Below are 20,642 nucleotides of genomic sequence, written 5' to 3'. Positions count from 1 at the left end.
ACCTGAGCTGAACGAAACCTCCTACGCTGTCTTAAGACACTTTTTCCAGGGTAGGCTTCAGCCCACCCGCCAGCTGCCCCTGCAAGACAGGCAAAAAAAAAAAACGGGAGCCCATCCAGGCTCCCGCACTCAATTCAGAGAAAATGTCCGGAACCGGCATGGCCAGGGTTCCAGACTACAACCTCACCTGCGTTCCAGAAGAAACGCAGGGCTAGTCTGGCAAAAACCAGGGCCAGGCTTCCGTTTCGCTTTGTTTGCCATTTGCAAACATATGTAAACGGGCGAGCGGCTGGCCGATTCCATCGACGCCGGGCAGAATGCCGCCATGACTTCGAACCACCCCGCCTGCTGCAGCCCGCTCAACACCACCTGGCCCTTCGCTGAACCACTGCCCGGTGTTGTCATGCGCTCCTGCCGCTTCGATTCGGCCCTGTTCGCCGCCGATGACTTCCCCCGCTGCGCCATTCCCGCGCCGGCCAATATCCAGCGCTCGGTGGCCAAGCGGCAGACGGAGTTCCTCGCCGGCCGCCTCTGCGCCCGCACCGCGCTCCTCGCCCTTACCGGCCGCCCCGACGTGCCGGCCCTGGGCGAAGACCGCGCGCCGGTCTGGCCCGAAGGCATCACCGGCTCCATCAGCCACAATCATGGACTGGCCACCGCGCTGGTCGCCAGCCGCACACAGTGGCGCGGCCTGGGGCTGGACCTGGAAGAACCCCTGGCTACCGACCGCGCCCTGCGCCTGGCGGAAGAGATTCTCACCCCGGCCGAACTGAATCGACTGGACGGCCTGGCGCCCGAACAGCAGGCCGAACGCATCACCCTGACCTTCTCCCTCAAGGAAAGCCTGTTCAAGGCGCTCTACCCCCTGGCGCAGAAGCGCTTCTACTTCCACGACGCGGAGCTGGCGGACTGCAACGGCGCACAAGCGCACTTGCGCCTGCTGATCGACCTGTCGGCGGAATGGACGGCAGGGCGTGAGCTGGAAGGGCGTTACTGCTACTTCGAGGGGCGCCTATTGAGCCTGGTGGCAGTGCCAACCTGAGGCGGGTGGAAATCACTCCTGCTCCCCGACCTTGTGGGAGCGATTTCAATCGCGAAAGGGACAGCACAGCTGTCCTATGTCAGCCCTTCGGCCTGCATCGCGAATAAATTCGCTCACGAACCTCTCGTAGGTTGGTGTAGAGCGCAGCGAAACCCAACGCTGCGGCGCCTGTGACTGGCCACGTTGGGCCTCGCAGGCTCGGACCAACCTACGGGCCGCTGCGCGGCTGATTGACATGGAATCTCCCACAGAAAAGCGAAGCAAAACCTACAGCGTTTCCGCCTCGCTCTGCCGCCGCGGCCACACCAGGCTGAATCGCGCGCCACCCAGCGCATCGCTACGGCCAATCTGCGCGCGGCCGGCGTGCCAGTAGATGATCCGCCGGACGATGGACAGCCCCAGGCCGTGGCCGCCGGAGGCGCGGGTGCGGCTGTCGTCCAGGCGCATGAAGGGCTTGAAGATTTTCTCCCACTGGCTTTCCGGTATGCCGGGGCCATCGTCCTCGACATCGATGCGGCAGCGCTTGTGACCGATCTGGTAGTTCAACTGCACCCGCGACTCGGCATGGCGCATGGCGTTGCTCACCAGATTCTGCAACGCCCGATGCAAGTAGCGCGGCTCGGCTTCCACCCAGGCACCGTCGCTGCCGACGTTCAGGCACAGGCCGCGCTCGATACGCACAGTGGCGCGCAGGGGGGACAGTTCGGCAATCACCTGGTCGAACAGCGCATCCAGGTCCACGCGCTGGAAATGCAGCGCCGGCGAGCCCTGCTCCAGGCGCGCATAGGTCAGCATCTCGTCCACCAGCTTATCCAGCTCCTGGATATCGCCGTCCATGCCGTCCATGTACTTGCGCCGGGCCGTGTCGCTCTCCGCGTCGGCAATCATCTCCAGGCCGAAGCGCAAGCGTGCCACCGGGGTGCGCAGCTCGTGGGACACCGCGCGGATCAGCTCCCGCTGCAGGGAGATGAGCCGCTGCAACTGCTCGGCCATGCCATTGAAGGCCGCCGCCAGCCGCCCCACCGAGTCCGCCCCCCTGGCCGGTACCCGCGCATCCAACTTGCCCTGGGCGATGGCGGTGGCAGCACTCTCCAGCCCCATCAGGCGGTGCTCCAGCTGGCGCACCAGGAAGTACACGGTCAACCCGATCAGGGTCAGGCCGAGGAAACCAATCAGCACCAGCATCTGCGGCGGATAGGGGTTCATCTGGTGCAACGGCCCCATCTCCAGCACCCAGGGCGTGTCCACCATGCCGGCGAACACACGGATGGAGTCGCCGTCCTTGCCGAGGGCCATCACGGTATCGCCCTCATCCACCCGGCGGCGCTGGTCGACGTCGAGGTCGGCGCTCTTCAGGGGGATCAAGCGCAAGTCGAAACCGAACTGCTTGTTCTCCTTGAGGGATGCCAGGCGCTGCGGCTGTTCGTTCACCGGGAAGCGCACCAGCTCATCCATCAATAAATAGACGGTGGCCCGCGCCAGCTGCTCGCTGATCTGCTCCACCTCGCCGGTCAGCATCAGCCGCTCGCCCACGCTGACCAGGCTGAACACCCGCGCCGCATGCGGCCCAGTCTGCTCCACCAGCACCTGCCCGCGCACCAGGCGGCCACGTGCGCTAGTGTCGAGCCCCGAGCCCTCCATCGGCTGCAGCTCCAGGGGAATGCCCAGCAACCGGCCCCAGAGCACGATGGCGCGGCGGCGCTCAACCTCGTTCATGGGTTGCAGGTTATCCGCCATCAGGCGGAAGGTGCCGCGTGCAAGGCTCTCGCGATACTGGTCAGCGCGCACCTGGTTGACCTGGTGAATGGTGAAGACACCCAGCAATGCCACCAGCACCAGGGTCACCAGCATGCCGCCATAGATGCGCAGGAAAATCGAGTTCATGCCCAATTGCTCAAATGGTGACCGTAGCAGCGAGAAAAAGCGGCTCAGGCCAGGCCTTCGGCGGCCTCTCTTACAAACAGGTAGCCCTTGCTGCGCACCGTCTTGATCAGACGCGGGTGCATGGGGTCATCGCCGATCTTCGGGCGAATGCGCGAAATGCGCACGTCGATGGAACGGTCCTGGCCGTCGTACTCGATGCCACGCAGGGAGTTGAAGATTTCCTCGCGGGACAGGATGCGCCCGGCGTTGAATGCCAACAGCCACAGCAGATCGAACTCGGCGCTGGTCAGCTCGATGCTGCGCTCGTTGAGCCAGGCTTCGCGCATGGCGCTGTCGATCACCAGCGGACCGAACTCCAGGCGCCGCTGCGCTTCCGGTGCGGGTGCCTCGACGATCGCCTCGCTGCGCCGCAACAGGGCACGAATGCGCGCCAACAGCACACGCGGGCGCACCGGCTTGCATACATAGTCATCGGCACCCAGCTCCAGGCCCAGCACCTGGTCCATGTCGTCGGTGCGCGCGGTCAGCATCAGGATCGGCCCCTCGTACTGGCCGCGCAGCTTGCGGCAGATGGACAAGCCATCTTCGCCGGGCAGCATCAGGTCCAGCACCACCAGGTCCGGGCGTTCCTTGAGGATGCGCGCCACCGCCTGGCCGCCATCGGACTCGATGGCTACCTGCAAGCCATTGCCTTCCAGGTATTCGCGCGTCAGATCAGCGAGTCGCTGATCATCTTCGACAATGAGAATTCGCCAGGCTTCTTGCTCCACCACGCACTCCCGCAGACAGCGTCCGGACCATCGGAAAAGGGTTCGCATTGTATCAATGCCGGCTCAATAGCACAGCGCATGCCAAGCCACCACGAAAACACAAGATATTGTGTTAGCTTGCGACGCCGTCGACAGCATCCTTCCCCCTCGTAAACCTGCCTTTCGGCGGCGACGAACGGCAGAACCTAGAGCCAGTGGGCCTTGGCGTTCATTACTCCGCAGTCACCCACAAATCACCCACAAGTTATCCACAGGCTAGATGTTGTGGGTCACCTTGCAATACCCCCAGCAGCGCATTATCTTGTACCCCCATCGAGCCCAGCCCCTACATATTGGGGTGAGGGCGTACCACCGGACACAACTAGAACCAAGCGCTAAAGGCTTTTTCAGGGCCTGACCACCGGTGCGTCATATGCGGTATTTCACCCACCATCCGCCCCTGGCGAATGGTGCCGGCCCAGGACACAACGACCGTGACTGGGGGCCGGAAGCCGGTGCGGCGTGAACAACGCCCACCACTAGGTATTGTGTTGTCACGGCGGTTTAACACCGTGACGTTTGACTTGTAGGGCCAGGAAGGCACTTGAGTCCTGTCCTTTCTGCCTCGTAGCACCACACCTTCGCGCCCGGCGTCTCGCCGTGCGTACGGCGTTGTGAAAAGGAATGAAGGCGACTCAGGCGCTCTTACATAAATCAGAACATGGAGAACCCCATGCAGACCGACACCACTCGCGAGAACCCGCAGGCTGCAGCGCTGCAGGCCGCCGATTCCAACCAGGATCTGGCAGCCACCGCGCCCGGCCAGCTGCGCGTGATCAAACGCAACGGCACCGTCGTTGCGTACACCGACGACAAGATCACCGTTGCTATCACCAAAGCGTTCCTCGCCGTGGAAGGCGGTACTGCCGCAGCTTCTTCGCGTATCCATGAGACCGTCGCGCGCCTGACCGAGCAGGTCACCGCGACCTTCAAGCGCCGCATGCCCTCCGGCGGCACCATCCACATCGAAGAGATCCAGGACCAGGTCGAACTGGCCCTGATGCGCGCCGGCGAGCAGAAAGTCGCCCGCGACTACGTAATCTACCGCGAATCCCGCGCCCAGGAGCGCTCCAAGCGCAGCGCCGCCAGCGATGTGGCCCAGCCGCACCCGAGCATCCGCATCACCCGTGCCGACGGTAGCCTCGTGCCGCTGGACATGGGCCGCCTGAACACCATCATCAGCGAAGCCTGCGAAGCCCTGGCCGAAGTCGACGGCTCGCTGATCGAACGTGAAACCCTGAAGAACCTCTACGACGGCGTGGCCGAGAAGGACGTCAACACCGCCCTGGTGATGACCGCCCGTACCCTGGTAGAGCGCGAGCCGAACTACTCCTACGTCACCGCCCGCCTGCTGATGGACACCCTGCGCGCCGAAGCGCTGGGCTTCCTTGGTGTTGCCGAGAGCGCCACTCACCACGAGATGGCCGACCTCTACGCCAAGGCCCTGCCGGCCTACGTGGAGAAAGGCGTGGAATTCGAGCTGCTCGACCCGCAGCTGAAGACCTTCGACCTGGAAAAACTGGGCAAGGCCATCAACCACGAGCGTGACCAGCAGTTCACCTATCTCGGCCTGCAGACCCTGTACGACCGTTACTTCATCCACAAGGACGGCATCCGCTTCGAACTGCCGCAAGTCTTCTTCATGCGTGTGGCCATGGGCCTGGCCATCGAAGAGAAGCAGAAAGAAGAACGCGCCATCGAGTTCTACAACCTGCTGTCCTCCTTCGACTACATGTCGTCGACCCCGACCCTGTTCAACGCCGGCACCCTGCGTCCGCAGCTGTCGTCCTGCTACCTGACCACCGTGCCGGACGACCTGTCGGGCATCTACAGCGCCATCCACGACAACGCCATGCTGTCGAAATTCGCTGGTGGCCTGGGCAACGACTGGACCCCGGTCCGTGCACTGGGTTCCTACATCAAGGGCACCAACGGCAAGTCCCAGGGCGTAGTTCCGTTCCTGAAAGTCGTGAACGACACCGCCGTAGCCGTGAACCAGGGTGGCAAGCGCAAGGGCGCCGTCTGCGCGTACCTCGAAACCTGGCACATGGACATCGAAGAGTTCATCGAGCTGCGCAAGAACACCGGTGACGACCGCCGCCGTACCCACGACATGAACACCGCGAACTGGATTCCCGACCTGTTCATGAAGCGCGTGTTCGACGATGGCCAGTGGACCCTGTTCTCGCCGTCCGAAGTACCGGACCTGCACGACCTGACCGGCAAGGCCTTCGAAGAGCGCTACGAGTACTACGAAGCCCTGACCCAGTACGGCAAGATCAAGCTGTTCAAGACCATCCAGGCCAAAGACCTGTGGCGCAAGATGCTCTCGATGCTCTTCGAGACCGGCCACCCTTGGCTGACCTTCAAGGACCCGTGCAACCTGCGCAGCCCGCAGCAGCACGTGGGCGTGGTCCACAGCTCCAACCTGTGCACCGAGATCACCCTGAACACCAACAAGGACGAGATCGCGGTCTGCAACCTGGGCTCGATCAACCTGGTCAACCACATCATCGATGGCAAGCTGGACACCGCCAAGCTCGAGAAGACCGTCAAGACCGCAGTGCGCATGCTCGATAACGTTATCGACATCAACTACTACTCGGTCCCGCAGGCTCGCAACTCGAACCTCAAGCACCGTCCGGTCGGCCTCGGCATCATGGGCTTCCAGGACGCCCTGTACCTGCAGCACATCGCCTACGGCTCCGATGCGGCCATCGAGTTCGCCGACAAGTCCATGGAAGCGGTGAGCTACTTCGCCATCCAGGCCTCCTGTGACCTGGCTGACGAGCGCGGCGCCTACGAGACCTTCGACGGCTCCCTGTGGTCCAAAGGCATCCTGCCGCTGGACTCCCAGCAGATCCTCATCGAGGCCCGTGGCCAGAAATACATCGACGTCGACCTGACCGAGTCCCTGGACTGGGCCCCGGTTCGCGAGCGCGTCAAGAAAGGTATTCGTAACTCGAACATCATGGCCATCGCGCCGACCGCGACCATCGCCAACATCACCGGCGTATCGCAGTCCATCGAGCCGACCTACCAGAACCTCTACGTGAAATCGAACCTCTCCGGCGAGTTCACCGTGATCAACCCCTACCTGGTACACGACCTCAAAGCCCGTGGCCTGTGGGACCCGGTCATGGTCAACGACCTGAAGTACTACGACGGCTCCGTGCAGCAGATCGAGCGCATCCCGCAAGACCTGAAAGACCTGTACGCCACCGCGTTCGAAGTCGATACCAAGTGGATCGTCGACGCCGCCAGCCGCCGCCAGAAGTGGATCGATCAGGCCCAGTCCCTGAACCTCTACATCGCCGGCGCCTCGGGCAAGAAACTGGACGTGACCTACCGCATGGCTTGGTACCGTGGCCTGAAAACCACCTACTACCTCCGCGCCCTGGCCGCCACCAGCACCGAGAAGTCGACCATCAACACCGGCAAGCTGAACGCCGTATCCGCAGGTGGCAGCGAAACCCTGCAAGCCGCCCCGGCTCCGCAGGCTCAGCCCCAGCCGGCCCCGGTGCCGAAGGCCTGCTCCATCGATAACCCCGACTGCGAAGCCTGCCAATAACAGGCCGCTTCCCTCTCCCTCCGGGAGAGGGGCCGGGGGAGAGGGAAATGTCAGGCACAGGCTCACAGGCAGCACTTGATAGTCCCCTCTCCCTTCAGGGAAAGGGCACACCACCCTCGAACTTGCACAGATACAACAGCTTCTTCCACACCTCCCGCCAACAGGCCGGGTCAGTGAACCAGAAGTAGCTCTGAAGCTTTTGCGTGCACCTACCCACGCACCCAAACACCCAGGCCGGCACAGACCGGCCCGCAGACCAGGAGAGGAACAATGCTCAGCTGGGACGAATTCGACAAAGAAGACCCCACCGAAGCCAAGGCAGCCCCCGCCGTTGCCCAGGCCGCCGCCAAGAACATCGACAAGCTCGACGACGAAGCCGCCGGCTCCGTTGAAGACGCCCGTGCCGTATCGGCCGACGACTCCGACGCCGTCGCCCGCGCCAAGAAGGCCCTCGACGCCCTCGACATCCAGGAAGGCCTGGACGACCTCGAAGGCTCCGCCGCGCGCGTGCAGGTTGGCGACAAGCAGATGATCAACGCCCGCGCCGACCTCAACCAACTCGTACCCTTCAAGTACGACTGGGCCTGGCAGAAGTATCTGGATGGTTGCGCCAACCACTGGATGCCGCAGGAAGTGAACATGAACGCCGACATTGCCCTGTGGAAGAGCAAGGACGGTCTGTCCGAAGACGAGCGCCGCATCGTGATGCGCAACCTCGGCTTCTTCTCCACCGCCGACTCCCTGGTTGCCAACAACCTGGTGCTGGCCGTGTACCGCCTGATCACCAACCCCGAGTGCCGCCAGTACATCCTGCGCCAGGCCTTCGAAGAGGCGATCCACACCCACGCCTACCAGTACTGCATCGAGTCGCTGGGCATGGATGAAGGCGAAATCTTCAACATGTACCACGAGATTCCGAGCGTCGCGAAGAAAGCGTCCTGGGGCCTCAAGTACACCCGCTCGATCTCCGACCCCGAGTTCAAGACCGGCACCCCGGAGACCGACCGCCAGTTCCTGCGCAACCTGATCGCCTACTACTGCGTACTGGAAGGCATCTTCTTCTACTGCGGCTTCACCCAGATCCTCTCCATGGGCCGCCGCAACAAGATGACCGGCACTGCCGAGCAGTTCCAGTACATCCTGCGCGACGAATCCATGCACCTGAACTTCGGCATCGACGTGATCAACCAGATCAAGATCGAGAACCCGCACCTGTGGGATGCCCAGATGAAGGACGAAGCGACCCAGATGATCCTGCAGGGCACCCAGCTGGAGATCGAATACGCTCGCGACACCATGCCGCGCGGCGTACTGGGCATGAACGCCGCGATGATGGAGGACTACCTCAAATTCATCGCCAACCGCCGCCTGACCCAGATCGGCCTGAAAGAGGAATACCCGGGCGCCACCAACCCGTTCCCGTGGATGTCCGAAATCATGGACCTGAAAAAAGAAAAGAATTTCTTTGAGACGCGAGTCATCGAATATCAAACTGGCGGCGCGCTGAGCTGGGATTGAATCCGGGTCAAGACATTAGGAAAACATAAGCGCTTTACCTGAAATGGAAGTTCGGGGTAGCGAAGAAAGACAAACCCCGCCTAGTGCGGGGTTTTTTATAAGCAGGAGAAGCCTATGTTATGGATGCCATCTAAAGACAATGTAGTTGATATTCATTTTGAGCTCGCCAGAATATTTGAGGGCCAAGATGATCCTCTTTCACCGATTGGAGTAAAGTCGGAAGCCATGCTGGATTCTGCGGTCAACAGACCTCACACCGGAATAGGCGACCACTTTAAGTACTCTACCCTAGAATAGAAAGTTGCAGCATTATTTCATTCGCTTACCAAGAATCATCCATTCCATAATGGAAACAGGCGAACAGCCTTAGCAAGTTTACTAACAACCCTTCATAGAAATGATAGAAGGCTTATTAATGACGTTACGGACGACCAAATTTACGACTTCGTTGTTGCCGTAACTGCAGACGAATTCCCAGAACCAAATCACGGGCTTGATGTGGATTCCGCGGTCAAGGAAGTTGACAAGTGGATACGAGCACGAAGCATCCCTGTCGCAGTAAAAATTAGCAACATGACTCCATCAAGCTTCATTAAAAGCGTTAAAGCAATGGGGGCTCAACCCAAGAAAGCTGGAAATTTTTATATTGTAAAGAAAAGTGAAAAAAGCATTCGCTTCCGAGCCTCAGCCAAAAGCTTACCTGGCCCAGTTATTCGACAATACCTTACTGAACTTCGACTAAATGGCGTGAATGCAGGGGTCTCTGCTCAAGAGTTTCAAGATGGTGCACAGGCCGAGGAACGGTAAGCGCTCCATAAATCCCGTCTTCCTTTGACGAGTTGCCGTGATCAGGATGTGCTAGTCGGTGGACAGTTCCACGGCAGCAGGGCTTCGTAGTCTTCGACACTGTTGGCCGTTGGCAGGCGCTCCAGGACGTGGCGCAGCCAGGCATAGGGTTCTTGCCCGTTGGCTTTGGCCGTTTCGATCAGGCTGTAGAGCTGCGCGCTGGCTCTGGCGCCCTTGGGCGTGTCGCTGAACAGCCAGTTCTTGCGGCCGATCACGAAAGGACGGATGGCGTTCTCGGCACGGTTGTTGTCGATGGGCAGATGCCCGCCTTCGACATAGCGCACGAGCCGGCTCCAGTTGCTGGCCAGGTAGTTCACCGCCTTGCCCAGGGCATTCTGCGCGGCGACCTGTGGCTGGGTCTTGTCCAGCCAGGCCTTGAGCTGTTCCAGGATCGGCAGGCTGCGCTGCTGTCGTGCGGCGTGACGTTCCAGGTTGCCGCTGTCCTTGTGATCGCGCTCGATGCCGTACAGCTGGTTGATCAGGTTCAAGGCCATGTCGGCGCGCCCGATCTTGCCCTTGGGCTGCACCTTCTGTGCCTCGATGAATTTGCGTCGAGCGTGAGCCCAGCAGGCCAGGCGCTCGATGCCGTCTTGCGCGGCCACGGCGTTGTAGCCGGCATAGTCGTCGGTCATCAGGTAGCCGCGATAGCCGGCGAGCAGGCGCAACGGCACCTCCTGCGCGCGTCTGGTGCTGTAGTCGAAGAGGACGACGGGTTTCTCCGGCGGGCCGCCGCTCTGTACCCACATCCAGGACTGCGCGGTGGGATCGCGCCCGGGTTCGTGCAGTACCTGCAGCCGGGTTTCGTCGCAGTGCAACACCGGGTAGCCCAGCAACTGGTCGCGCATGAGGTTGAGCAGGGGCTGCAACTGCTCGCCAGACTGGATCACCCAGCGCGCCAGGGTCTGGCGGGGGATGTCGAGGCCGTGGCGGCTGAGCATCCTCTCGAAGCGATACAGCGGGATGCCATCGGCGTACTTGGTGGTCAGCAGCATGGCCAGCACGCTAGGGCTGGCCACACTTTTCTCGATCAGTTGGGCCGGCTTGTCGGCCGTGACCGGAGCGCTTTCGCAGGCTTTGCAGGCGTAGGTTTTGCGGATATGGCGGATCACCCGTACCTGCATCGGGATGATCTCCAATTGCTCGCTGGTCTCCTCGCCGATCACCTGCTTGCAGGCGCCGCAGGCACAGGTCAACTCGTGCTCGGGCAGTTCATGGATGATTTCAACGCGCGGCAAGTCAGCCGGGAGGGGCTTGCGCTTGCCACGTCGTTTCACTGGGGCGACGACTTCTTCGGCTTCGGCTTCACCCGATCCGCCAGCAGGTTCTTCGAGCAACTCCTCAGCCTCGTTGAGCATGGCCAACTGAGGGGAGTCGGCATCCTCGGGGCTGCGCTCGGACTTTGGCGAGAACAGTTTGTGGTGCGGATTCCACGCCATCCGGCCACCCAATCCACGCTGATCCGGCCGGGTATTCCACGCACATCCGGCCACCTGTTCCACGGCCATCCGGCCGGGCAGTCGGAGCGCAGCGACGCAGGGCTGGCATTGTTAATCTGTAACCGCTCCATAAACCCCGTCTTCCTTTGACGGGGTATCGCGATCAGGATGTGCTAGTCGGCGGGCAGTTCCACGGCAGCAGGGCTTCGTAGTCTTCGACACTGTTGGCCGTTGGCAGGCGCTCCAGGACGTGGCGCAGCCAGGCATAGGGTTCTTGCCCGTTGGCTTTGGCCGTTTCGATCAGGCTGTAGAGCTGCGCGCTGGCCGTGGCGCCCTTGGGCGTGTCGCTGAACAGCCAGTTCTTGCGGCCGATCACGAAAGGACGGATGGCGTTCTCGGCACGGTTGTTGTCGATGGGCAGATGCCCGCCTTCGACATAGCGCACGAGCCGGCTCCAGTTGCTGGCCAGGTAGTTCACCGCCTTGCCCAGGGCATTCTGCGCGGCGACCTGTGGCTGGGTCTTGTCCAGCCAGGCCTTGAGCTGTTCCAGGAGGGGCCGGCTGCGCTGCTGTCGTGCGGCGTGACGTTCCAGGTTGCCGCTGTCCTTGTGATCGCGCTCGATGCCGTACAGCTGGTTGATCAGGTTCAAGGCCATGTCGGCGCGCCCGATCTTGCCCTTGGGCTGCACCGTCTGTGCCTCGATGAATTTGCGTCGAGCGTGAGCCCAGCAGGCCAGGCGCTCGATGCCGTCTTGCGCGGCCACGGCGTTGTAGCCGGCATAGTCGTCGGTCATCAGGTAGCCGCGATAGCCGGCGAGCAGGCGCAACGGCACCTCCTGCGCGCGGCTGGTGCTGTAGTCGAAGAGGACGACGGGTTTCTCCGGCGGGCCGCCGCTCTGTACCCACATCCAGGACTGCGCGGTGGGATCGCGCCCGGGTTCGTGCAGTACCTGCAGCCGGGTTTCGTCGCAGTGCAACACCGGGTAGCCCAGCAACTGGTCGCGCATGAGGTTGAGCAGGGGCTGCAACTGCTCGCCAGACTGGATCACCCAGCGCGCCAGGGTCTGGCGGGGGATGTCGAGGCCGTGGCGGCTGAGCATCCTCTCGAAGCGATACAGCGGGATGCCATCGGCGTACTTGGTGGTCAGCAGCATGGCCAGCACGCTAGGGCTGGCCACACTTTTCTCGATCAGTTGGGCCGGCTTGTCGGCCGTGACCGGAGCGCTTTCGCAGGCTTTGCAGGCGTAGGTTTTGCGGATATGGCGGATCACCCGTACCTGCATCGGGATGATCTCCAATTGCTCGCTGGTCTCCTCGCCGATCACCTGCTTGCAGGCGCCGCAGGCACAGGTCAACTCGTGCTCGGGCAGTTCATGGATGATTTCAACGCGCGGCAAGTCAGCCGGGAGGGGCTTGCGCTTGCCACGTCGCTTCACTGGGGCGACGACTTCTTCGGCTTCACCCGATCCGCCAGCAGGTTCTTCGAGCAACTCCTCAGCCTCGTTGAACATGGCCAACTGAGGGGAGTCGGCATCCTCGGGGCTACGCTCGGACTTTGGCGAGAACAGTTTGTGGCGCAGCAGAGCAACCTGTTCCTGCAATTGCAGAACCAAGGCCTTGAGCAGGACGGGATCGTCGGGAAGGGAGTCTGCGCCAGATTTCATGGCGCCGGATTATACCGACTCAGCTCACAAAACGCGGGGTCAGCACCTTGTGTGGCTGGTTCCCCCAGAGGTCGAATCCTGCCAGCAACTGATTCAGTTCCCGCACCGTCAACACGATGGGCTCTTCAGCATCAGGCTTGGTCTTGAAACGCTCGGCCTGCAGGCGCTTGAGCCACAGGCAAAAGCCATTGCGTTCCCAATAGAGGATCTTCACCCGGTTGCGTGTTTTGTTGAGGAAGACGAACAACACCGGGTCGAACACGGCCACCTTGATATCCAGCTCCACCAAGGCCGCCAGACCATCAATGGACTTCCGGAAGTCGACGGGTTTCGGATAGAGGTAGACGGCTTTGACCTTGGCGTCCGGACGCATCATGACGGGGCTCCACTGGGAAAACGGGAGCCCAGCATCCGCAAGCGGATCGTTCAGTTGAAGGTGGGGTTCATGGAGCGCTTACGTTAATCTGATTGCCCGGGTGCCGTCAATTTCCGAGTTCTTTTACGCATCGATTCGCCCTTGAGCTGGAGGCGATAGGCGTTGTGTACCAAACGGTCGAGGATGGCATCGGCCAGGGTTGGATCGCCGATCAGCTCGTGCCAGTTTTCCACGGGCATCTGGCTGGTCACCAGGGTCGAGCGTTGGCCGTAGCGGTCATCCAGCAGTTCCAGCATGTCGCGGCGCTGTTCGGCGGTGAACGGGGCCAGTCCCCAGTCATCGAGGATCAACAGGTCGGTCTTGGCATAGCTGCTCATCAGCTTGGCGAAGCGACCATCGCCGTGAGCCAGGCCCAAGTCCTCCAGCAGGCGTGGCAGGCGCAGGTAGCGCACGCTGAAACCATCCCGGCAGGCCTTGTGGGCCAGGGCACAGGCGAGCCAGGTTTTGCCCACGCCGGTGGGGCCGCCGATGATCAGGTTGAGCCCTTCACGCAGCCACTGGCCGCTGCTCAGCTGGAGGATCAGCCCCTTGTCCAGGCCGCGCGGACTGCGGTAGTCGAGGTCTTCGATACAGGCGTTATGCCGGAGTCGGGCCTGGCGCAGCCGGCTGCTCAAGCGCTTGTCCTCGCGCTCGGTCAGTTCACGGTCGATGAGCAGACCGAGGCGTTCCTCGAAGCTCAGGCTGCTGATATCCGGGGTTGTCAGCTGCTCGCTCAGCGCTTTGAGCATGCCGTGCAGGCGCAGGTTCTGGAGCTTGTCCAGAGTCGGGTGATGCAACATGGGGGCGTTCCTTCAGGTCAGTGGTAGTAGCGCGGGCCACGCAGGTTTTCGTGGTTATCCGGCAGCAGCGGCAGGTGCTGTTGAGGCAGCGGCAGACGCTCAAGGCCTTGGCGCAGGATGGATTCGAGGCTCTTGTAGCTACAGGCCCCCAAGCTCAATGCGCGCTGGCAGGCCGCCTCCAGACGATCTTCGCCATGGGCTTTGCCGAGGCGCAGGATGCCCAGGCAGGCCCGATAGCCGTGGCTCGGATGGCTGCGCCGTTCGAGGATGTGCTGGATCACGCCAGCCGTATGGGGGCCGGTCTGCTCCGCCCAGCGCACCAGGCGCTGGGGCGTCCACTCGGCATGTTCGCGATGACTCTTGGGCATGTGCCCGACCTGGGTGCTATGCCGCCCCTTAAGCTGGGCGCGGACATGGCTGGCCACCCGCTGATTGCCGTGGAAGCACTCCACCGTGCGCGCCGTCAGGCGCACCTCCAGTTGTTGCTTCACCAGTTGGTAGGGCACCGAGTAGTAATGCCCATCGACCTCGACGTGGTAGTCGATATGCACCCGGACTTTCTTCCATTCGGCGTAGACATAGGGCTGCTCCGGAAGAGCGCGCAGTGCCGGTTGATCCAGCGTTTCGAAGGCTGACTGCCGGGAACCCGGCAGCTTCTTGAACGGGCGCTGATTCAGGCGAACCAGTAGCGCACCGATGGCGGTGTTGAGCTCTTCCCGCGAAAAGAATTGCCGGTGGCGCAGTGCCGCCAGAATCCAGCGCTCCACCACCTGCACACCGACCTCAACCTTGGCCTTGTCACGCGGCTTTCGGGCTCTGGCTGGCACGATAGCCACCGCATAATGCTCGGCCAGATCGCGATAGCTGGGGTTGATGTCCGGCTCATAGCGGTGCGTCTTGCTCACTGCACTGCGTAGGTTGTCCGGCACCACGATCGCCGGCACCCCGCCGAGAAAGGCAAAGCAGCGAGCATGAGAACCCAGCCAGTCCGACAACTGCTGTGACCAGGTGGCCTCCGCAAAGGTGTAGCTGGAGGCGCCGAGCACCGCGACAAAGATCTGCGCCTGACGGATCTCGCCGGTACGCCGGTCAATGATCGGCACTGTCTGGCCGGCATAGTCGACAAACAATTTCTCGCCGACCCGGTGCTCTTGGCGCATTACCACATCCACCTTGCCCTGCCAGGCGCGGTAGTGATCGCAGAACCAGCTGTACTGGAACCCCTGTGGCTGGCTCAGTCGATACTCCTGCCAGAGCAGCGCCAGGGTGACCCCGGGACGACGCAGCTCGGCATGTATCCAAGCCCAGTCAGGGATCGGGCGCTGTTCACTGGGAACGGAGGGCGACGGCGGGAAAAGCTGCCGCTCCAGCTCGGCGTCGGTCAGGGCAGAGGGCCAGGTCAGCCCACAGGCAGCAAAGCGATTGAGGTAGTCACCGATGGTGGCGCGACCAACTTGCAGGCTGACCGCGATCTGGCGGGCAGATAGACCAACCTCAAACTTGAGACGTAGTACTTCGCGAATCTTACGCATGGATAAACGCTCCACGGCGACCTCTCTGCTCCGAAAAAGAGGCCGATGGTAGTGAAGAAATCCTGCGTGGCTGCCTGCCTGACGGGTGGCCGGATGGCTGTGGAATCAGTGGCCGGATGCGCGTGGAATGGGTGGCCGGATCAGCGTGAAATCAGTGGCCGGATGTTCATGGAATAGGTGGCCGGATGGATGCGGAATCCGCAGTTTGTGGCGCAGCAGAGCAACCTGTTCCTGCAATTGCAGAACCAAGGCCTTGAGCAGGACGGGATCGTCGGGAAGGGAGTCTGCGCCAGATTTCATGGCGCCGGATTATACCGACTCAGCTCACAAAACGCGGGGTCAGCACCTTGTGTGGCTGGTTCCCCCAGAGGTCGAAACCGGCCAGCAACTGATTGAGTTCCCGCACCGTCAACACGATGGGCTCTTCAGCATCAGGCTTGGTCTTGAAACGCTCGGCCTGCAGGCGCTTGAGCCACAGGCAAAAGCCATTGCGTTCCCAATAGAGGATCTTCACCCGGTTGCGTGTTTTGTTGAGGAAGACGAACAACACCGGGTCGAACACGGCCACCTTGATATCCAGCTCCACCAAGGCCGCCAGACCATCGATGGATTTCCGGAAGTCGACGGGTTTCGGATAGAGGTAGACGGCTTTGACCTTGGCGTCCGGACGCATCATGACGGGGCTCCACTGGGAAAACGGGAGCCCAGCATCCGCAAGCGGATCGTTCAGTTGAAGGTGGGGTTTGTGGAGCGCTTACGGAAATGCATCGGAGGACGATGCTGGAAGTTGGGGCGAGTGAGCACGAGATTAGCTCTGTCTGGTGGATGAAAAGAGCGTCATCCACCAGACGCACTAATAAAGCACTACTTGCTCGCTATCAGAATCAATGGATTTCCCCATGTACCGGAGAATGGCCACGATCCGCTCATCCTTCGACAACTCCTGCCAATGACCCGTCGCAATCACCCGCCCGCCATCCACCACCAGTACTCGATCAAAGCGATCCAGGCCCTTCAGGTCATGGGTGACGCAAACCAGGGACTGCCCTGCGAAGTGTCGGAACAGAAGATCCCATACCTGCTCTGCTGTAGAGGAATCGAGTGAAGCTGTCGGCTCGTCGAACAGGTTGAACACGCCTGGCCTCATCAGCACTCGCAACAACGACAAGCGCTTCACTTCGCCGCCGGAGAGATTCACTCCCTGGTTCTCGACCTCGAAACTGTCCAGCTCCCCAGCGAGCTTCCGCAAACCCAGCGCATGCAGATACTCGGATAGCGTCTGGCGATCATGTGGCTGGCCGAAGAGAACCGCATCCGCAATAAGCCCGCTCAGCAGGCTAGGCGATTGCGGGCAATAGCGAAGGCGAGCGAACTGCTCCGCTCCACCCACGTCGCACAACGAAGCATCTCCAAGCTGCAGCTTGTTCCGTGACTCGACGAGGATGCCAGCCAACGCTTCGAGCAGAGTCGTCTTGCCTGCTCCGCTGCTTCCGATAATGGCCACGCTCTCCCCTTTCTTCAACGACAGGGGGGTGGACAGTTCCAGCAGATCAGCCTCCGGCCGCTGGATTCGGACCGGGCCGAGCGTCAGCCTGTCCGGGATCGCTGGCGTGTCTGCGACATTCAGATCGGCAGGTTCGAAATCCGGCAAATCCAGTAATTGCTGAAACCGCCCCTGATCGGAAGCGAACTGATCGGTGAACCGGTGAGCTTCAGCTACTGAAGCGACACTGTTGAAGAAGGCGGTGGCAATGGTAAACATCGCAACCATTTCCCCAACCGTCATGAAGGGTTGGGTCGATAGTTGGTCCATGAAGCCGAACAGCAGGATTCCCGCCGTCGACAGGCAGATAAAAAGCGCCTTGGCGGAACCCAATATCGAGGCTGAATAACCGATCCGGATTGCCGCAGCCGCGTAGCCACGATAAGCGTCATCCAATGACGTCAGTGCTGGCTCAGGGGTGCCCTCGCACTTGATAGCCTTCGCCGACCCGAAAGTCTGAGCAAAGCTCGAAGCCACCTCATCTTCCTGGTCGTTCAGTGCATCGATATGGCTGCGGCGCCAGCGAATGATTCTGTGATTGAGGTAAAGGTATCCAACCGCCGTCAGCAGCACCGTCAGAAACACTTCCCAGCCACCATAAAGCAGCAGGACACCTCCGACGATCAGCGTCTCCACCACGAGCGGAACACCGGACAAGAGCATGAAGTTCAGCAGTCGCTCGTAGGCATTCACGCCTCGGTCAACAGTACTGATCAGCCCTCCAATCCGCATTGAGGAAAAGACTTCGAACTCCTTGCCCATCACGCAGCGCGCCCACTGCAAAGAGCTTTCGCAAACACACTCTTGCACGAGCCTTGAGAGATAAAGCGACTGGATGGGATTTATGATGACCTGAATAACGCCTGCAATGCAGAATGCCAGCAGGAGCAAAGAAATTTCTTGCGAGGCAATTCCCTTCCCTGACGTCAAACCATCGACTATATGCCCAAGCAACAGCGGCGCGGCTATCAAAGTCAATTTACTGAGCGAGACGAAAATCATCACTTGGACTATTTGCCAAGGCCGTGAAAGAATCGCGTAGGTAATTCGTGAGTCTAGCGACAGCATCCTATTGCTCCAAACTCAGAAAAATGGTTTCAGAAGCGCCTTTTGTGGGGCTACCCATTTCCCGCTTCTAATCAAATTCAATCTTTCCATCCCCGGAATATAGACTTGCGTCACAATTGAAGAGGAATTTATTTTCCGCACGACCCTGTAGTACACCTCATAGCCATTCGCATTTAGCCTCCGAATAATTTCTTCTAGTTGGCGAACTGGTTGCTGGCTGTTAACGTCGATCAACGAGGGCATCTCATCCGAACTACAAGTACACCGCGGATAGAGAGATCGCAGCCCCTCTAGTCGTTTAGATTTCGACATAATCCTAGCAGCCTGCTCATCTACAAGACGTTCCTCATATCCATAAAGCGCCTCAGCCTGCCTCAGTTCGAATACAGCTCTGGTCAGAGCCAATGTAAATGACTGCGAGCACCCCGAACCTATCTGTGGTAATAAAAAATCTTCTTCTTGACAGTCCCTAACCGCCAAGCAAAAGAAGCCCCCAAAAACATCAGACACATAATAGACTCTAGCTTCCCCACTCAACGCCAGATCGAAGGGAAGGAAAACACTATCCAGGAACTCAGACGAGAGTTTATTAACCTTAACAAGTGAAGACTCATCAACGATATCAAGCATCACCAATGACAAAACATGACGTTCAAGTACTTCATTTACCCCATGCAAAATCGCTTCTTCAAACGTGCATCCAAATGCAGAACCCGAATTTGTCGAGTAGCGCTCCAAAAACAAGCAATCAGGTGACGTCTGGATATCGTCCTCGGGAGAAACAAGGATTTTTGGAATGATTACCTTTCCATCCCCGTAAACCGCCTTGAACTCCACACATTCCAAGAGACCATCAAAGTTCGAAATATTACGAATAACCCCGTCCTTAAGAACAGACTCTTGCAAAGAAATGAATTCATTTGGGTAAAGACAAGTCTCACTTCTTCCCTCCATTTGCAAGCAGTAGTGTTCAATTGCTTCAGCCGTTGCCCCTATATCGCAACCAAAACCTTTTCCAGCGCCTTCCGATACCAGATTTCCTGCCGGATCATAAAGAGCTGAAATAGCAACATATGCATCCACCTTATCAACTACACACCTGAGACCAAGACCATCAATAGCCTGTTTGAGCAACTCCTTTCTAGAAACATCAAGCTGAGTCCTTTCATAATTCTGAATTTCCATACCCACCTCACATGAAGGAGCGCGAAGGAATTCTTCGCGCTCCTTTTCTTGCTTACTCGAACGAGCCGGTCTGGCCTTGGTTCTTAGCTGCCTCATGAGGCTTAGAGCTCATAAGCTCTTCTTTGAAGAACTCAGTTTCTGCCTGAACCAGCTCACCCTGCTGAGGGTGCATATGCCAGATACCACCTGTACGTTCCGAGCGTTTACGTCCCATGTCTAACCTCCTATCGTTCAGTAACTGAAATTTTATCTCCGAAGGACATTCATCATCCGACGGCAGCAACAGTAAATAGAAATCCAAGCACCTTGATAACCACCAAAACTGGTAGTCAACTCCCCGCCAGAAAACTCCTCTACCAAAAAACAATTAATCTTACAGCCCGCTAAATTAGACCATGGATCGCCGCGTAAGCAGCAGCTTGCGCCTTGTTACACACACCGAGTTTTTGAAAAATATTCTTCAGATGAAAGTTCACAGTATCACTAGATATTGATAGAGCACGCGCAATTATCTTTGATGTTCCTCCATCCGCAACGCAACGAAGGATCTGAATCTCTCGATAGCTAAGCAAACAAAACTCACCAAATGAGTCAAACACCCCTAATGGCATCATTCTATCAACTACCAGCAGCGCTATTTGCCTCAATCGCTGCTTTAAAATAGAGCATTCAACTTCAGAAATATCACAACCAGATCTTGCCAAAGTAAGAATCCCACCCACCGACTTCATAGGAAAAACCAAGCAAGACAATCCAGAACTTATGCCACTGCGGGCGAGCACTTCCAACACAGACTTACTAGAACAAATATCCTTCCCTCTCCACGCAACCACACCACTATTCCTGGCACATAGCCCCACAACGGGGTCATGCAGCACCAAGTTCCCTTTCAGGAAAATATCAGCCCAACCCTGAGGAAAATCCCCGAAATCCAAAATACACCTATCTACAAACGGCACAACATGGGAGATAACACAAGAAAACCTGTCAAATCCAAAGTCAAGAAAAGCGCCTCTCAAGCAAAAGCACATTTCTTCTTCACTACAAACCAAAGAGATATCTCTTTCCAAACAAAAGCGCCACCTAGAAAACTCATGCTCATCCATTGCTTTACATCCTTCCCAGGAATAACAAGCAAAAATCGTATAATGACAACCACCCTAGGAAACAAGCTATAAACAACTAGCCAGAACATTAGAAAACGAGCAAACAGACGAAGAAATAAACACCACGTGCCAGTTTATTTTCCTACAAATAAAATCCAAGCCGCCTACGCCCTACAGGGCCGCAGCAGAATTCATACAAAAAACATAGGAAGAGGAGTTTAGGG

16 protein-coding genes and 2 pseudogenes are annotated in these 20,642 nt (G+C 59.2%); 5 read left to right on the top strand and 13 right to left on the bottom strand.

Annotation, left to right across the window (positions count from 1 at the left end; translation table 11 throughout):
• The first annotated feature begins 325 nt into the window (after positions 1-325).
• Positions 326-1,042: a 4'-phosphopantetheinyl transferase family protein gene (locus THL1_RS08910; protein ID WP_069082928.1), complete on the top strand. Its 717-nt coding sequence runs from the start codon at positions 326-328 to the stop codon at positions 1,040-1,042.
• Between the two features lie 267 nt (positions 1,043-1,309).
• Here THL1_RS08910 and THL1_RS08905 read toward each other — a convergent pair whose 3' ends face one another.
• Positions 1,310-2,926 (bottom strand): ATP-binding protein, encoded by a 1,617-nt coding sequence (locus THL1_RS08905; protein ID WP_069082927.1) that lies wholly within the window; start codon positions 2,924-2,926, stop codon positions 1,310-1,312.
• Positions 2,927-2,970: 44 nt separating this feature from the next.
• Positions 2,971-3,696, bottom strand: a complete 726-nt coding sequence (locus tag THL1_RS08900) for a response regulator (RefSeq protein ID WP_069082926.1) — start codon at positions 3,694-3,696, stop codon at positions 2,971-2,973.
• 712 nt (positions 3,697-4,408) lie between these two features.
• Here THL1_RS08900 and THL1_RS08895 point away from each other — a divergent pair.
• From THL1_RS08895 to THL1_RS30590, 4 genes and pseudogenes are all read left to right on the top strand, one after another.
• Positions 4,409-7,306, top strand: a complete 2,898-nt coding sequence (locus THL1_RS08895; RefSeq protein ID WP_069082925.1) for a ribonucleoside-diphosphate reductase subunit alpha — start codon at positions 4,409-4,411, stop codon at positions 7,304-7,306.
• Between the two features lie 270 nt (positions 7,307-7,576).
• Positions 7,577-8,824, top strand: coding sequence for a ribonucleotide-diphosphate reductase subunit beta (locus THL1_RS08890; protein WP_028628950.1), 1,248 nt, complete (start codon positions 7,577-7,579; stop codon positions 8,822-8,824).
• A gap of 309 nt (positions 8,825-9,133) precedes the next feature.
• Positions 9,134-9,196 (top strand): annotated as a pseudogene (locus THL1_RS31295) (Fic family protein); the annotation flags it as partial.
• A gap of 201 nt (positions 9,197-9,397) precedes the next feature.
• Positions 9,398-9,631, top strand: coding sequence for a hypothetical protein (locus THL1_RS30590; protein ID WP_237234783.1), 234 nt, complete (start codon positions 9,398-9,400; stop codon positions 9,629-9,631).
• A 41-nt stretch (positions 9,632-9,672) separates the two neighbouring features.
• On the opposite strand, the pseudogene tnpC (THL1_RS08885) reads toward THL1_RS30590, so the two are convergent.
• The 11 genes and pseudogenes from tnpC (THL1_RS08885) to THL1_RS28830 form a co-directional block, all read right to left on the bottom strand.
• A pseudogene (tnpC, locus tag THL1_RS08885) lies at positions 9,673-11,085 on the bottom strand (IS66 family transposase); the annotation flags it as partial.
• 184 nt (positions 11,086-11,269) lie between these two features.
• The gene (tnpC, locus tag THL1_RS08880; protein ID WP_083245827.1) at positions 11,270-12,769 is read right to left on the bottom strand and encodes an IS66 family transposase; all 1,500 of its coding nucleotides are present in this window, start codon (positions 12,767-12,769) and stop codon (positions 11,270-11,272) included.
• A gap of 19 nt (positions 12,770-12,788) precedes the next feature.
• A complete protein-coding gene (tnpB, locus tag THL1_RS08875; protein ID WP_003449170.1) occupies positions 12,789-13,145 on the bottom strand; it encodes an IS66 family insertion sequence element accessory protein TnpB in 357 nt (118 codons plus the stop codon).
• 83 nt (positions 13,146-13,228) lie between these two features.
• Positions 13,229-13,984, bottom strand: a complete 756-nt coding sequence (gene istB, locus THL1_RS08870; RefSeq protein ID WP_069082059.1) for an IS21-like element helper ATPase IstB — start codon at positions 13,982-13,984, stop codon at positions 13,229-13,231.
• Positions 13,985-14,001: 17 nt separating this feature from the next.
• Positions 14,002-15,516, bottom strand: coding sequence for an IS21 family transposase (gene istA / locus THL1_RS08865; RefSeq protein WP_069082058.1), 1,515 nt, complete (start codon positions 15,514-15,516; stop codon positions 14,002-14,004).
• Positions 15,517-15,621: 105 nt separating this feature from the next.
• On the bottom strand, positions 15,622-15,816 hold the full coding sequence (locus THL1_RS28840) for a hypothetical protein (protein WP_083245853.1): 195 nt from the start codon (positions 15,814-15,816) through the stop codon (positions 15,622-15,624).
• A gap of 19 nt (positions 15,817-15,835) precedes the next feature.
• Entirely contained in the window at positions 15,836-16,192 is a 357-nt protein-coding gene (gene tnpB, locus THL1_RS08860) for an IS66 family insertion sequence element accessory protein TnpB (RefSeq protein ID WP_003449170.1), read from the bottom strand.
• A gap of 177 nt (positions 16,193-16,369) precedes the next feature.
• Positions 16,370-18,127 carry an ABC transporter ATP-binding protein gene (locus THL1_RS08855; protein WP_069082924.1) on the bottom strand — a complete coding sequence of 586 codons (1,758 nt, stop codon included), beginning with the start codon at positions 18,125-18,127 and terminating at the stop codon, positions 16,370-16,372.
• A 15-nt stretch (positions 18,128-18,142) separates the two neighbouring features.
• Positions 18,143-19,312, bottom strand: coding sequence for a YcaO-like family protein (locus THL1_RS28835; RefSeq protein WP_161490963.1), 1,170 nt, complete (start codon positions 19,310-19,312; stop codon positions 18,143-18,145).
• 52 nt (positions 19,313-19,364) lie between these two features.
• Positions 19,365-19,526 (bottom strand): hypothetical protein, encoded by a 162-nt coding sequence (locus tag THL1_RS30080; protein ID WP_161490962.1) that lies wholly within the window; start codon positions 19,524-19,526, stop codon positions 19,365-19,367.
• A gap of 169 nt (positions 19,527-19,695) precedes the next feature.
• Entirely contained in the window at positions 19,696-20,418 is a 723-nt protein-coding gene (locus tag THL1_RS28830; protein WP_083245851.1) for a LuxR family transcriptional regulator, read from the bottom strand.
• Positions 20,419-20,642: the final 224 nt, after the last annotated feature.

The sequence above is a fragment of the Pseudomonas sp. TCU-HL1 genome, assembly GCF_001708505.1.
GTDB lineage: Bacteria > Pseudomonadota > Gammaproteobacteria > Pseudomonadales > Pseudomonadaceae > Metapseudomonas.
Note: the sequence above shows the minus strand (reverse complement) of the source record. Positions and strands in the feature narration are given on the sequence as shown.

Excerpts from the sequence above, each read along its gene's own strand:
- THL1_RS08910 (WP_069082928.1), top strand. The coding sequence starts at position 326 with ATGACTTCGAACCACCCCGCCTGCTGCAGCCCGCTCAACACCACCTGG.
- THL1_RS08905 (WP_069082927.1), bottom strand. The coding sequence starts at position 2,926 with ATGAACTCGATTTTCCTGCGCATCTATGGCGGCATGCTGGTGACCCTG.
- THL1_RS08895 (WP_069082925.1), top strand. The coding sequence starts at position 4,409 with ATGCAGACCGACACCACTCGCGAGAACCCGCAGGCTGCAGCGCTGCAG.
- THL1_RS08890 (WP_028628950.1), top strand. The coding sequence starts at position 7,577 with ATGCTCAGCTGGGACGAATTCGACAAAGAAGACCCCACCGAAGCCAAG.
- THL1_RS30590 (WP_237234783.1), top strand. The coding sequence starts at position 9,398 with ATGACTCCATCAAGCTTCATTAAAAGCGTTAAAGCAATGGGGGCTCAA.
- tnpC (WP_083245827.1), bottom strand. The coding sequence starts at position 12,769 with ATGAAATCTGGCGCAGACTCCCTTCCCGACGATCCCGTCCTGCTCAAG.
- tnpB (WP_003449170.1), bottom strand. The coding sequence starts at position 13,145 with ATGATGCGTCCGGACGCCAAGGTCAAAGCCGTCTACCTCTATCCGAAA.
- istB (WP_069082059.1), bottom strand. The coding sequence starts at position 13,984 with ATGTTGCATCACCCGACTCTGGACAAGCTCCAGAACCTGCGCCTGCAC.
- istA (WP_069082058.1), bottom strand. The coding sequence starts at position 15,516 with ATGCGTAAGATTCGCGAAGTACTACGTCTCAAGTTTGAGGTTGGTCTA.
- THL1_RS28840 (WP_083245853.1), bottom strand. The coding sequence starts at position 15,816 with ATGAAATCTGGCGCAGACTCCCTTCCCGACGATCCCGTCCTGCTCAAG.
- tnpB (WP_003449170.1), bottom strand. The coding sequence starts at position 16,192 with ATGATGCGTCCGGACGCCAAGGTCAAAGCCGTCTACCTCTATCCGAAA.
- THL1_RS08855 (WP_069082924.1), bottom strand. The coding sequence starts at position 18,127 with ATGCTGTCGCTAGACTCACGAATTACCTACGCGATTCTTTCACGGCCT.
- THL1_RS28835 (WP_161490963.1), bottom strand. The coding sequence starts at position 19,312 with ATGGAAATTCAGAATTATGAAAGGACTCAGCTTGATGTTTCTAGAAAG.
- THL1_RS30080 (WP_161490962.1), bottom strand. The coding sequence starts at position 19,526 with ATGGGACGTAAACGCTCGGAACGTACAGGTGGTATCTGGCATATGCAC.
- THL1_RS28830 (WP_083245851.1), bottom strand. The coding sequence starts at position 20,418 with ATGGATGAGCATGAGTTTTCTAGGTGGCGCTTTTGTTTGGAAAGAGAT.